Origin of the sequence: Desulfococcus sp., assembly GCF_041737845.1 — a bacterium.
Taxonomy (GTDB): Bacteria; Desulfobacterota; Desulfobacteria; order Desulfobacterales; family Desulfococcaceae; genus Desulfococcus.
The window spans coordinates 1-11,444 of the sequence record NZ_JBGSQX010000043.1 but is presented as its reverse complement, the minus strand read 5'-3'; the positions used below and the strand labels follow the sequence as shown (position 1 = coordinate 11,444).

Annotated in this window: 13 protein-coding genes and 1 pseudogene; 1 reads left to right on the top strand and 13 read right to left on the bottom strand. The window is 53.7% G+C overall.

What is annotated here, in order from left to right:
• Positions 1-302: 302 nt before the first annotated feature.
• The 12 genes from ACEW8N_RS05235 to ACEW8N_RS05180 all read right to left on the bottom strand — a co-directional run bounded on the left by ACEW8N_RS05235 (position 303) and on the right by ACEW8N_RS05180 (position 10,250).
• The gene (locus ACEW8N_RS05235) at positions 303-836 is read right to left on the bottom strand and encodes an AAA family ATPase (protein WP_373498751.1); all 534 of its coding nucleotides are present in this window, start codon (positions 834-836) and stop codon (positions 303-305) included.
• 5 nt (positions 837-841) lie between these two features.
• A complete protein-coding gene (locus ACEW8N_RS05230; RefSeq protein WP_373498750.1) occupies positions 842-1,192 on the bottom strand; it encodes an AAA family ATPase in 351 nt (116 codons plus the stop codon).
• Positions 1,141-1,389 (bottom strand): DUF4032 domain-containing protein, encoded by a 249-nt coding sequence (locus ACEW8N_RS05225; RefSeq protein WP_373498749.1) that lies wholly within the window; start codon positions 1,387-1,389, stop codon positions 1,141-1,143. The genes ACEW8N_RS05230 and ACEW8N_RS05225 overlap by 52 nt, the downstream gene beginning before the upstream one ends.
• Positions 1,390-1,491: 102 nt before the next feature.
• Positions 1,492-2,967: an RNB domain-containing ribonuclease gene (locus tag ACEW8N_RS05220; protein ID WP_373498748.1), complete on the bottom strand. Its 1,476-nt coding sequence runs from the start codon at positions 2,965-2,967 to the stop codon at positions 1,492-1,494.
• Between the two features lie 108 nt (positions 2,968-3,075).
• Positions 3,076-3,570 (bottom strand): hypothetical protein, encoded by a 495-nt coding sequence (locus tag ACEW8N_RS05215; RefSeq protein WP_373498747.1) that lies wholly within the window; start codon positions 3,568-3,570, stop codon positions 3,076-3,078.
• Positions 3,571-3,643: 73 nt separating this feature from the next.
• Positions 3,644-3,832: a hypothetical protein gene (locus tag ACEW8N_RS05210; protein ID WP_373498746.1), complete on the bottom strand. Its 189-nt coding sequence runs from the start codon at positions 3,830-3,832 to the stop codon at positions 3,644-3,646.
• Positions 3,833-3,941: 109 nt separating this feature from the next.
• On the bottom strand, positions 3,942-4,448 hold the full coding sequence (locus ACEW8N_RS05205) for a CreA family protein (RefSeq protein ID WP_373498745.1): 507 nt from the start codon (positions 4,446-4,448) through the stop codon (positions 3,942-3,944).
• A 221-nt stretch (positions 4,449-4,669) separates the two neighbouring features.
• Positions 4,670-5,350 (bottom strand): PRC-barrel domain-containing protein, encoded by a 681-nt coding sequence (locus ACEW8N_RS05200; RefSeq protein WP_373498744.1) that lies wholly within the window; start codon positions 5,348-5,350, stop codon positions 4,670-4,672.
• Between the two features lie 765 nt (positions 5,351-6,115).
• Positions 6,116-6,997 (bottom strand): thiamine pyrophosphate-dependent enzyme, encoded by an 882-nt coding sequence (locus tag ACEW8N_RS05195; protein WP_373498743.1) that lies wholly within the window; start codon positions 6,995-6,997, stop codon positions 6,116-6,118.
• Positions 6,991-8,664: a 2-oxoacid:acceptor oxidoreductase subunit alpha gene (locus tag ACEW8N_RS05190; RefSeq protein ID WP_373498742.1), complete on the bottom strand. Its 1,674-nt coding sequence runs from the start codon at positions 8,662-8,664 to the stop codon at positions 6,991-6,993. Before ACEW8N_RS05190 ends, ACEW8N_RS05195 begins: the two co-directional genes overlap by 7 nt.
• 89 nt (positions 8,665-8,753) lie before the next feature.
• The gene (locus ACEW8N_RS05185; protein WP_373498741.1) at positions 8,754-9,653 is read right to left on the bottom strand and encodes a DUF1566 domain-containing protein; all 900 of its coding nucleotides are present in this window, start codon (positions 9,651-9,653) and stop codon (positions 8,754-8,756) included.
• A 213-nt stretch (positions 9,654-9,866) separates the two neighbouring features.
• Entirely contained in the window at positions 9,867-10,250 is a 384-nt protein-coding gene (locus ACEW8N_RS05180) for a PRC-barrel domain-containing protein (RefSeq protein WP_373498740.1), read from the bottom strand.
• 386 nt (positions 10,251-10,636) lie between these two features.
• Here ACEW8N_RS05180 and ACEW8N_RS05175 point away from each other — a divergent pair.
• Positions 10,637-10,811 (top strand): annotated as a pseudogene (locus ACEW8N_RS05175) (ISKra4 family transposase); the annotation flags it as partial.
• A 58-nt stretch (positions 10,812-10,869) separates the two neighbouring features.
• On the opposite strand, the gene ACEW8N_RS05170 reads toward ACEW8N_RS05175, so the two are convergent.
• Positions 10,870-11,085, bottom strand: coding sequence for a hypothetical protein (locus ACEW8N_RS05170; protein ID WP_373498739.1), 216 nt, complete (start codon positions 11,083-11,085; stop codon positions 10,870-10,872).
• Positions 11,086-11,444 lie beyond the last annotated feature (359 nt).

Here is an 11,444-nt window from a genome sequence, read left to right as displayed (position 1 = left end):
GAGGGAAGGATATCAGCAACTAGTTGAAATGTCTAGATTTTTTTATTTACAATGATATCAATATATTAAAGCCATCATAGGCTTGTTTTCGTTACGAAATAAATTAATCAGTAATTGCACCTTTGGGGTGCGGAATGTACGTTGAAATGCAAGGGGCAGGTCGGGCACGCATCCACCAGGGGCTGTCACGGCGGCGCAGGCGCAGGGATACCGGGAGGATGCCATGAAAACCGGCTGCTGTTGCGGAAAATGGGGAGGGATGGAACGCTCTTTCCAGGGAGCGCCCGATGAAGGAGGCCGCTTCAGACCCGTGAATAGCTGATGCTGTCCTTTTCAAATTCTTCAATCACTTCACGGCTCAGGGAGGGGCTCATTTTCGACATCATTTGGATGAATGTCTCCGTGGTTACCCGGTAGTCCTTTTTTTCGGCAAGTTCCTGCTCGAATGCGAAATACGCAACCTGATCAACGAGATACTGGATGTCGGCGGGGGTAAGCCCGGAGGTCATCCCGATGAGTTGATCCAGATCGATTTTCCCGGTATTGAGCCGGGTAAGATAATGCTGAAGGATCGTTGTCCTGCCCGCCCTGTCCAGTCCACCCACCGGAATAACGCAGTCAAACCTTCCCGGCCGGAGGATGGCGGTATCCAACTGTCGAATGTAATTCGTGGCGCACACCAGCAGCAGCTTGTTTTGTTGACTCTTGAGGAGCGGAATCTGTTTTAAAAACTCGTTGGTGATGGACTTGTCAATCCTGTCCGCCCGGTCACGGCTGCCCGCGATCTCTTCGAACTCGTCTATAAAGAGAACCACTTCATCAAGGTTTGCCGCCAATTGCATCACTTCACGCAGATTTGCCCCCCGACTTTTTCCACGCCGTCCACCATCAGCATGCTCGGCATGATCTCAATGTACCACCAGGACAGGACGCCTGCGATGGCCTTTACAAAGTGCGTTTTTCCCGTGCCGGGAGGTCCGAAGAAGATGATCGCCTTGGGGCGGACAACCCCATGCTTTTTTGCCAGGCCCTCCTCCGTCAGGGGAAGAATGATTCTGCGCTGGACCAGTTGCTTGGGCGGCTGAGAATCGGAGATGGTATCCCACATTTCCCTGCCGATGGTCTGGGCCCCCATCTCCTTCAGGATATCCTTGTGCTTATACGTCCTGTACTCATCCGGGGCTTGCGCCATGTTTTCCAAAAAAATTCAATGCAGGCCGTCCGCAGCCCTACATCCCGACCGACTTTTTCCGAGAGAAGCCACTTGTGGTTGATGATTTTAGACCACAGGTCGGCGGCAACAGCCGGTTCGAGTTCCGCCCCGCTCATTTCGAAGATTCTCGCCGCACACGCTTCCGGCGTCAGGATTTCCGGTGTCTTGTTGTCCATACGCTATTTGCTCCCATTTGAATGAAACCTTCCGGTTTTCGAATCTCGAGTGACGCATGCGCCCTCGCTCACGACGCCGTGAGGAGATCCGCCGGTAAACACCTATTGGATTTTCTTGAAATCGATATACCCCTTCTCCACATCCGTGTGGATGAGCTGCACCCTGATCCGGTTGCCCACATCGACGCCTTCAGCCCCATGGAGCAATCGACCTTCAACGGGTGGATGGAAGATGCGCACCCATGTCCCCTTGTCGGCAGCTCCCGTGCACATCGCGTCAAACTGATCTCCGATTCTCGAAGAAAGCAGCATGGCGGCAGCCGATTTGGCGACGAGCCGCTCCACCTTGTTGGCATCATTTTCCTTCTCCGTGCAGTGTCGGGCCAGTTCCACCAGTTCGTCCCGGCTGTAGGGATCGGGCGACCCGGCGAGGGCTGCCTTCAGGATGCGCTGGGTAGTCAGATCCGGAAACCGCCGGTTGGGGGCCGTTGAGTGCGTGTAATCCTTGACGGCAAGGCCGAAGTGGCCGGGCGCCGTCTCTTCCGGGAATTCGACGACATATTCACCCGGGCCGAGCAGTTTGATGACGGACAGGGACAGCTCCGGAAAACGGAGCGGGTCGGCTGTTTTCTGCGCAGCCAGGAAACTCGCAAGCGCCCTCGAATCCGGCTCCGGCGGAAGCTGCGAATTGTGCTGGGCCGCGATTTCAACGATCCTGCCCCACCGCTTGGGTGAACGGACCATGCGTCTCAGGGAGGGGACTTTTTTCTCGTGCAGGAAACGCGCGGTCGCGACGTTGGCCGCGATCATAAAGTCCTCGATCATCTCTTTGGCCCGGTTCTTCGTATCTGCCCGCAAATCCTGGATCTCGTCTCCGGCAAAAACCGGGCGGGATTCCAGCGTCTGTAGATCCAGGGCGCCATGCTCCTGCCGCAGGCCTTTCAATTGCTGCGTCACCCGGTCCTGGATACGGAGATTCTCCGCAAGCCCGGGGACAACCGCAACGGCTTCCGGCATGGGCCCTTTGTCTTCCAGCCAGGCCGCCACGCTGTTGTAGGCCAGTTTGGCGTGGTTCCGGACCCGGGCATGATAGATGTCCGAGCTTTTCATCTCCCCCCCATCGCGGATCACCGTCTCGATGACAATGACCGGCCGGTCTTCCTGATAATTCAGCGAGGTGAGATCCGTGGAGAGTTTCTCCGGGAGCATGGGAAAGATCTTGCCGGCCGTGTAGACCGAAGTCGTGTTCTGCCGGGCGTGTGCATCCAGAGCAGAGTTCTTCTTTACGAGGGAATCCACGTCGGCGACAGCCACAAGAATCTTTACCGTCTGATCCGGCAGTTTCTCTGCCACGGTCAGCTGGTCCAGGTCCAGGGAATCATCGTTGTCAACCGATGCCCAGAGCAGGTGGCGCAGGTCTTTCAAGGGAGATTTCTCCCCCCGATCGACCTGCGAAATATTTTCCACCTCGTTCAGGGCAACCTCTGAAAAATCGACCAGAAACCCGCGTTCAGTCATCGCCCGGCGTGCGATGCGCTCCAGGAAACCTTTTCCTTTATCATTTTGTTTCGTTGACATAGGCTATTGGAAATCCTCCCTTTCTGCTGTTTGACGCTGTTGGAACAGATTTGCTTGTTCACTTATAGAGATGGTTTCCCTGCCGCCTCATAAGGGACAAAGCGGCGCCTATTTTTTGCCTGCATTGCTTCCCATACCGGGTTTCATATGTTCCATCATGTATCCCTTCCTCATGTCATGCATTTTCATCATGTGCTCTTGCATCTCCTTTCTCTGGGAGACCATTTCCTTGATGACGGCTGCCATGGCTTCCACTTTTTGATCCCCTTTTGCTGCATCCATGTCTGCTACTTTTGCATCAAGCCGGGCATCCATTTCCTTCATCCTTGCCATCATCTCGTCGCATTCTTTCATCTGCGCCTCTGACATCATCGGCATCTTCGGCATCCCCTGTTTATGTTCGAGAGGAGCCCGAATCTGCGCCGGGGCGGCAGGAGGTTGCGCTGTTTCCTGCTGAGCAGATACACCACGCGGCATCATCAAAACAGCCAGCACGAGCAGGATCGACATAAGTGTTTTCATGACCATCTCCTTCTTTGCTATAAAGTTAGTTGTAGTATATTTTCCCTTTTGCAAGGGCAGCGGGTAGTTGGGTGTTTTCATTTTCTCATCTCCTTTTTGGGTTGTATATTGTTGTGCGCCCGGCACGCTCGTGAGGATAACGTTGAAGGGCGTATCATCGCCCAAATGAATATAGGATTGCGTCGATCTGATTTTCAATTTCGCGGCGCTTTTCGAAAGGCAGTGAAAGGAAATTATCGGGCTTATCGACAAACTCCGTCACGAACTCGGCAAGCTCCGGGGTGATACCGGCCATTCGAATAAAATCAGCTTTGGACCCGGCGTTTTTTCTCTCTTCATTCATGTTTTCACCTTGTTTAGCCTTAAAGTTCAAGTTGTTAGATCAGCGGCAAGATGTAGAATAATTTCTTGCCGTCGACTTAAAAACACAGACAGCTTACGAAGATTGGAAACTAAGGGGCCGCCCAACGCATGATCGGCACCGTGCTGATGCTGTTTTTCGGGCTGCCCTCGATGACCCGATCGCTGTAAGCCACGTAGATCAGCACATTACGCTCGCGGTCGAAGAAGCGCACGACCTGAAGTGACTTGAACACAAGGCTGCGGTGTTCGTCGAAGACCTTCTCGCCGTCTTTTAAATCGCCAACGAACTGAATCGGTCCGACCTGGCGGCAGGCGATGCTGGCGTCACTGGTATCCTCCGCCACGTTCATGGCGCCTTTTACGCCCCCGGTCTGGGCCCGCGAGATATGGCAGGCGACCCCCGGGACCTTGGGATCATCGAAGCCGTCGACCACGATCTTATCATTGGGGCCTACCCACCGAAAATTCGTGCTGATCGAGCCGCTCGTTCCACGTTCTGAGCGGCTGAAGACCCACCATACGAAGCCCACGATGACCACAAGGATTGTCGCGCCGACAATCATTCCCACCCTTTTTATGCTTCCGACTCTTTCCATGGTGACTCCCCTTCCCGGGGTGAATTCGCGCCCGACCGCACGGGATGCGACCACACAGAAATTGACGCGAGGGTACCCCGCATGTTTTTCATGTATCAACTTAAAAAATGAGACTTTTCCAGGCGCGCGATCGAAAATGAGGTCTTCTGCCCCCGGCAGGCGGGCGATGCCTGGTTTGCAGCCCTGTTCCGACCATGCCTCATTCTCGTCCGGCTCGCGGCTTAGGAAGGGTCGAACTCCCGACTATTTTTAACGGATTCCCGCGTGAGATTAAAATGCACACTGGAATCGGCCCATTCCACACGTTTGATCCATTGGGGCGACAAAAGAACTTTCTTCCCCGGCAGCCAGTTGGCGGTATCCACAACCAGAAAACGAATCGTCCAATTTTCGTCGTCGACCATAAAATCTTCCACATGACCGATTTCGCCGTCAGCGGCATGAATATGGTATCCGGTGACCTGCCGTGAGCTGCGCAAATGCGTGTCATCGCGACTCTCCGGCGCAGAAGCTTCCTGCTCCGCAAGCGCTTCGTCATCCGAAAGAGGCAGCGGGGTTGTTCCGAAAGTACCTCCGTAACCGCCTCGCCAGGGCCACTGATAGTATTCATGCAACTGAGCTTCATGCTGACGATAAACGGGCTTTTCTGTATCGATATCGGGACTGTCTCTCACCTGAGAACGGGTAAGGTTCACTGGAATCGTTCGTGACTCCAGCTCCGGTTTGCCGAAGGCAACAGGAGAAATGAGCACCTTGCGTCCGACGAACCAGCTGCCTGTTTCTGCGACAATATACCGGATGGTCCATGTTTCGTCATCGAAGTAGAACTCATCCACCTTTCCCAGATCGCCATCGCTGGCCCTGATGGTGCAGCCAACCAACCTGCTGATAACATATTGCATGGCATCTCCTGTTCGTTAAAGGTTATTTCCAAAATTTGGTGTGGCACCGCTTTCTCCATGGACTCCGTATGTCCTCGAGCAGCGTGCCTCGCCCCCTTTTCGCCGTGCAGACGCAATCCGCCGGGCGGCGCCGGTAAGGAGACTCAGGTTTTCCGGTAAGGAGACTCAGGTTTTAAGAAGCATGCCGGCAGGTCGGCGTCAAGCTGGTCTTTGTGCGTGTATGCCTGCGGAGGCTGTCGAATTCGCGTGTTAAATGCTCGACAGCCTTCTCCGTATTCCGTTTCCGGGACGAGCGAAAAAACTTCCCGGTAACCCTCTTACAGATACACATCATTGGAACCGTTGAGCCGGAAAACACTGCACCTGGTATCAAAACCATGGGTAACTTCTTTTGTATATTAGATTCCAACTCAATTTTTGTGCCGGGCTTCCAACACTCCGCGTCATGTCATCCATCATTATGATTTTTCAGAATAATCAGGTAAAAAAGCAGGTTCAGGAGTATCATTGGCAGCCTTCTATAAAGGATCATATTTAACCTGTGGGTATATATGACCCTTTTTTCGGTTTCTTGGGTGTTTGGATGGCCAGGATTGACCGACCATTAAGCGCAGTCCTGGTTGAAGTCGACTCCTGCGCCGATGGCAGTCCGATTGTGGAATGCCGACAAAAAATACGCGAGCGCTGTCAATTTGTAATAAAGGCGGCCTTTTTAGCCGCTTTTCAGTATTTCACGTCCCAACCCGGGGAGGGTGGGAATCGTCTTCAGGCATCAGGCATATAGCCTTTTCTCAAACCGGACAGAAAGCCCGCTATTTTTTCCGGAGAAACCGGGTTTAACTCCGCAAAGGGCCGATCCGTGATCTCTTTCCGGAAGCGGTCGGCGAAGGGTTTGCGCGGCGCGGCGCGGAACAGGATGCCGGTAGGGATCCTTTCGCCCGTTTCCATGGTTTTTTCCAAGGCCGCCATTCGGTCGGTCGGGTCATAATCGTCACCCAGTGTGTATACCCTTTCCCGATACCAGCTCAACGGATGAGTCCCCCAGGTGATGCACGGCTGGATGACTTCCACAATGGATAAGCCGGGATGGCCGACGGCTTCCATCAAAAGCGATTTCAAATGATCGCCGTCCCCTGCAAAGCCCCGGGCCACAAGCGTGCAGTCATGGACGATGGCGATGGCCGGCATGTTCAGGGGCGCGATTTCCACACCGTTAATCTGAAGGCTTCGTTTCTCTCCGACCTTCGTGGTCGGGGAAGCCTGGCCTTTGGTGAGGGCATAAAACCCGTTGTTATGGACCACTACCGTGATATCGGGATTGCGACGCAGCGCATGAAGGAAATGGTTGCCTCCTTCTCCGTAGCAGTCTCCTTCCCCGGTGACGACGATGGTTGTCAGGCGCGGATTGGCCACATGGATGCCCAGGGCGGCCGGAAGGGCTCTTCCGTGCAATCCATTAAAAAAATTACAGTTGAGATAGTGAGGCAATTTGGCGGCCTGCCCGATGCCCGAGACGAGGCAACACTCGTGGGGCTTTTTTTCCAATGCTGCCAAAGCCGCTTTGAGGGCGTTCAGGATTCCGAAATTCGGGCAGCCGGGGCACCACTGGGAAGAAACGTCGTTCTTGTAATCGTCGATTTTCACCATTGCAGCACCTCCTGAATGTAGGGCCCGGTCAACGGCAGGCCGTCATAGCGATGGACCTGGCCTGCGAACGCAATTCCGTATTCGGAGCGCAGCAACCTCGCCAGTTGACCGGTGGCGTTGTTTTCAACGTTCCAGTACGCCTTGCCTTCGGGAAACCGGTATGCCGGCAGGGGCCATATTTCCGTGAAATGGATCAAGCCCGTTCGGATTCCTTTTCTATTAAGCCGTTCAAGGACTTCCAACAGGGCCGGGCGCGAGGATCCCCAGCCCACCAGAATTCGCTCTGCGCCCTCGACATCGACCTCCTCGGGCGGGTGGATGGCGGCTTTCAATGCCCGATGCTTCGCGAGGCGTTTTTCCACCATCTCCGGCACGGTTCCGACAAGGTCTTCGGTGATGTGGCCCCGGGAATCGTGTTCATCGCTGTCCGCCGTCACCAGATGCAGGCTCTGGCCGGGGTACAGGCGCGGAGATATGCCGGTTTCCGTCACCCGATAGCGATGGTAATCGTCGATGACGGACGGGTCGGCCAGATGGAATTCGGGAGCATATTGCTCCAGGCGGATGTCTTCCACGGAAAAGAGAGAATCCAGCAGGAACTGATCGGTAAGAACGATGACCGGTATCTGATAGCGGTCGGCCAGATTGAAGGCGCGTACGGTTTGCCTGAAGATGTCTTTTGCATCGGCAGGCGCCAGCACCGCTTTGGAAAATTCGCCATGTCCGGCGTGGACCGCGAACAGGAGATCGCCCTGAGCGGTGCGGGTCGGCAGCCCGGTGGCAGGCCCTGGCCGCTGCCCCAGGACAATGACCAGGGGTGTTTCGATCATTCCGGCCAGACTGACGGCTTCCACCATCAGGGCGAACCCGCCGCCGGAGGTGGCCGTCATGGCCCGGGCTCCGGCGAAACTGGCGCCGATGGCCATGTTGACGGCCGATATCTCGTCTTCCGCCTGCTCGGTGAACACTTCGAATTCCTTCTCGTTTTCGGCCAGGAAGGTGATGGTATCGGTCGCAGGCGACATGGGATACGCCGCCATGAACCGGCACCCGGCCAGAGCGGCCGCCATGGCGAGGGCTTCTGTTCCCGAGACGAGCTGATACCGGGTGTCCCGTTCCGGAAGCTGCCAGGGACAGATGCCCTGGCAGCCTTCACGGGCGAGGAGATAGCCTTTCTCGGCCGCAACACGATTGGCCGCCACGACGGGATCCCCTTTTTTAGCGAATTTCCGGGCAAGAACCTGGTGGAGAATACCAGAATTCATGCCGATCGCTGCCGCCAGTGCGCCGATGGCCAGGGTGTTGGCGTATATCTTGTTGCCCAGTTCCTTCCGGGCGATATCCGAAAATGCAATGGGAATCATCCGGTCCCGAATCTTTTTCTCCGCGATGAGAATGCCGTCCGGTTGAATCAGGGGTTCGTATTTCATGGCCGCGCCGTCATTCAACGCCAGAAGAATATCCGCTCTCATGGCCGGTGCGTTGGCCGGTTTTTCGCTGATCCGGATGCAATAACTGTTCTGGCCTCCCCGGATTCTGGACTCGAATTCCTGCCAGGCGAACACGGCATAGCCGTGCCCCGCAATGGTTTCCGCAAGCACTTCCCCGACGGTCTGCACGCCTTCACCGGCCGCGCCGGCGATGACCACATTCAGATCCTCCATCATGTGATGCCTCCCATGATAAGCGTTTGTTCCATTTCGCATTCAAGCTGAACCCTCTGTCAGCTTCGCTGCGCCGCGATTCAACGCACGGGTTACCCGCGAACCGCCAATACATAAAAATCCGCATTGGGTTTGTATCCAACGCCAATTGCGCCATCAAGCGGATAAAGGACCCATGCATACCTCGGCTCATATAAACTTGTCGTTGATGACCAATACCCGTCCCGGAGGCTGTTTATGTAAAACCCGTCAGCGAACGCAGGGCTATGGTTTCTATCATCGATCAGACTCTCAAGCTCCCGTATGTTCGGCAGCCTCCATGGGCCGCGACCTGCTTCGCGCGTTTCATTCATTTTTTCAACGGCGCGGATGCCCTCTTTCCAGGGTCTCGCACCAGCGTTCAATCTATTGCCGGCATACCAATATCTGCGCGTAACGCGGTCATAAAATGAATCTTCACTGGCAATAAATCTCTTTTTCATGAAAGGCTGCTCGGCGAATTGACCGGAAACCGGCCACACCATATAGGAGCCATGCTTCATGCCGCGGTACACTTTTCCGCCGCCCAAGTGGACATACCATGCCTGATTCAACAACCCGGCGGATTCTGTCCTTGTCCAGTAATATCCGTGGAAAACATTGTGAAACGGGTGGCCTTCGGGCAAAGAGGGGTTTACAAATTGATGACTCACCAGAGAAAACAGCTCTTTTCTTGCAGGCAACCGCCACTCGTTGACTCCGGACAATCGGGAAGCGTTTATCTCCTGAATAAACTCGAAAGCTTCCTTCCAGGTTAATGGAAACCCAGGAAGGTTTGCGTTGATGTGCCAAACCAATCCTGTCAATTTGTCCTGAACGATATCATCCGCTGCATGAAAACGATCCGGTCCTTCAATTCGACGGGCTTGGTTAACCTCGCCATCCTGCCCCGTATGATGGCAGTTCATCTCCTTGCCTGATTCGTCAAAACAGCCTGTCTGATCCGTTTCCAACGATAATCCTGTTATCATCATTCAAAAAATTATCCATGTCATCATGTTGCCGACATCAGCGACGATAAGCGGCGCCCCAACTCGATCGATTGCCTCGCCAACCGGATGTTCCAATTCATCACCGTACGCCCTCGATAAAAGACAAAGCTCACCCGACGCAGGGCACTCGTCAATCCACTGGATCGGCTTGACAAGCGCCCCAATTCCTCGATCCTACGACTTCCAGGGGGGAGTGTAGTCATAGTAGTTGTAGATGCTCTCTCCCCAGATATTATCATTGAAATCTGGCCACTTATCGCCTTTCTCAAACCCGGGAGCGGCCTTCAGCTTCTCCTTGTCCACATTGAGAATCAGTTTGTTCTCGGTTGCGGAGAACTCGAAGGCTTCCCAAGGCAGGGCGAACAGCTTGCTACCCATGCCCATGAAGCCGCCGAAGGAGAGCACCGCGTACATGATACGGTTCTTTTTGGCGTCGATCACCAGTTCGTCGATCTTGCCCACATTCTCGCTCTGGCGATTGACCACCGTTTCGCCGATAATTTTCGATGCCGAAACGATACCGTACATTGCCACTGACTTTTCGCTCGTTTCTTTCATAACTTATTCCTTTTGTTCGGATTAATAGATGCGTACAAGGTTTGCCCCGCCTAGCGGAGCAAAGCAATCAAACGGTAGGCACATCAGTCTCCTGGACAGATGCTTCCTGGACAGCTTCTATAATAAATGCAGTCTTTGTGCCAGATTTACAATACACAGCGCAATTCCACCCATCCTTTCGAAATTTAAGATAATTAGTTAAAATAGTATTTGCGGGGCTTTCATTAACAGCTATATAAATAAGGTCATATTTAATTTGTGGTCATATATTACCACTACAGCGTCTCTTTTTACAAATACTAACCAATTCAAATGGTTAAAAGTTAGCAACTTGAAGCACATTGTTATATTTTCAAATAGTTACAATCAAAGCTGCGCTGTAGCACTACCTCCTCAACAAGAAGCCCTATCTTCACTACGATCAATCTTGCCCAAGGGTTCCCCATCGCCACAGGCGTCATCGAGGGAGCTTGCCGGCACCTTGTCAAGGACCGCCTCGAAATCACCGGCGCCAAATGGCGGCTTCCGGGAGCCGAAGCCGTTCTGCGTTTGCGCGCCCTGCTTCCAGGCGCGGCCATCTGAAAGTCATCAAGTAGCACAATTGGGTAGATGAGGAGCACTATGCATTACTGCAAACTGTTTGGTAAGTCGTCGAAAAAGAGCCACACCCTTTGGATATGCGGTGCAGCGAATACTCGGGATACAACGATGCGGCCGACACCCACAAAAACTCCGGGATGGCCCGGCGTTTGCCCCTGCTGCGGCGCCACTGTTTAAACTGCGCCCGGACATTTTCCAGGCCGGGCTTACTCTCTACGAGCAGGATCAGTTCCATCGGTCAATCTCCTTTCTCGGGTAAATGACCGATGCTACCTCATACGACTCGGTTTTTCATGCACCCTTGCCGAAGGGACACGATGGATGGATAATTCAGAGGGGATGGCCGGACCTGGGCATCGCGGCTCAGACCCGGCTGTTTTCTGAGTTGCTTTCCCTGGCGCAAACAAGATTTGTTATGGTATCCTGGACAAGGATCGGTGCCAGAAAACTCATGTTTCGGATCATTATGTTGCGAGTCGCCTTATCTGTTTGATAACATAGCAAAAAACAGCGACGCAAGTGAAAATTCAAAAACTAAAAAATATCAGAAGGTTATAATGTATTTTACAAATTTGTAACAAATCTGTCAACATA

Coding starts and splice junctions, on each gene's coding strand:
- ACEW8N_RS05230 (WP_373498750.1), bottom strand. CDS start 1,192: ATGGCGCAAGCCCCGGATGAGTACAGGACGTATAAGCACAAGGATATC.
- ACEW8N_RS05225 (WP_373498749.1), bottom strand. CDS start 1,389: ATGGACAACAAGACACCGGAAATCCTGACGCCGGAAGCGTGTGCGGCG.
- ACEW8N_RS05220 (WP_373498748.1), bottom strand. CDS start 2,967: ATGTCAACGAAACAAAATGATAAAGGAAAAGGTTTCCTGGAGCGCATC.
- ACEW8N_RS05215 (WP_373498747.1), bottom strand. CDS start 3,570: ATGAAAACACCCAACTACCCGCTGCCCTTGCAAAAGGGAAAATATACT.
- ACEW8N_RS05210 (WP_373498746.1), bottom strand. CDS start 3,832: ATGAATGAAGAGAGAAAAAACGCCGGGTCCAAAGCTGATTTTATTCGA.
- ACEW8N_RS05205 (WP_373498745.1), bottom strand. CDS start 4,448: ATGGAAAGAGTCGGAAGCATAAAAAGGGTGGGAATGATTGTCGGCGCG.
- ACEW8N_RS05200 (WP_373498744.1), bottom strand. CDS start 5,350: ATGCAATATGTTATCAGCAGGTTGGTTGGCTGCACCATCAGGGCCAGC.
- ACEW8N_RS05195 (WP_373498743.1), bottom strand. CDS start 6,997: ATGGTGAAAATCGACGATTACAAGAACGACGTTTCTTCCCAGTGGTGC.
- ACEW8N_RS05190 (WP_373498742.1), bottom strand. CDS start 8,664: ATGATGGAGGATCTGAATGTGGTCATCGCCGGCGCGGCCGGTGAAGGC.
- ACEW8N_RS05180 (WP_373498740.1), bottom strand. CDS start 10,250: ATGAAAGAAACGAGCGAAAAGTCAGTGGCAATGTACGGTATCGTTTCG.
- ACEW8N_RS05170 (WP_373498739.1), bottom strand. CDS start 11,085: ATGGAACTGATCCTGCTCGTAGAGAGTAAGCCCGGCCTGGAAAATGTC.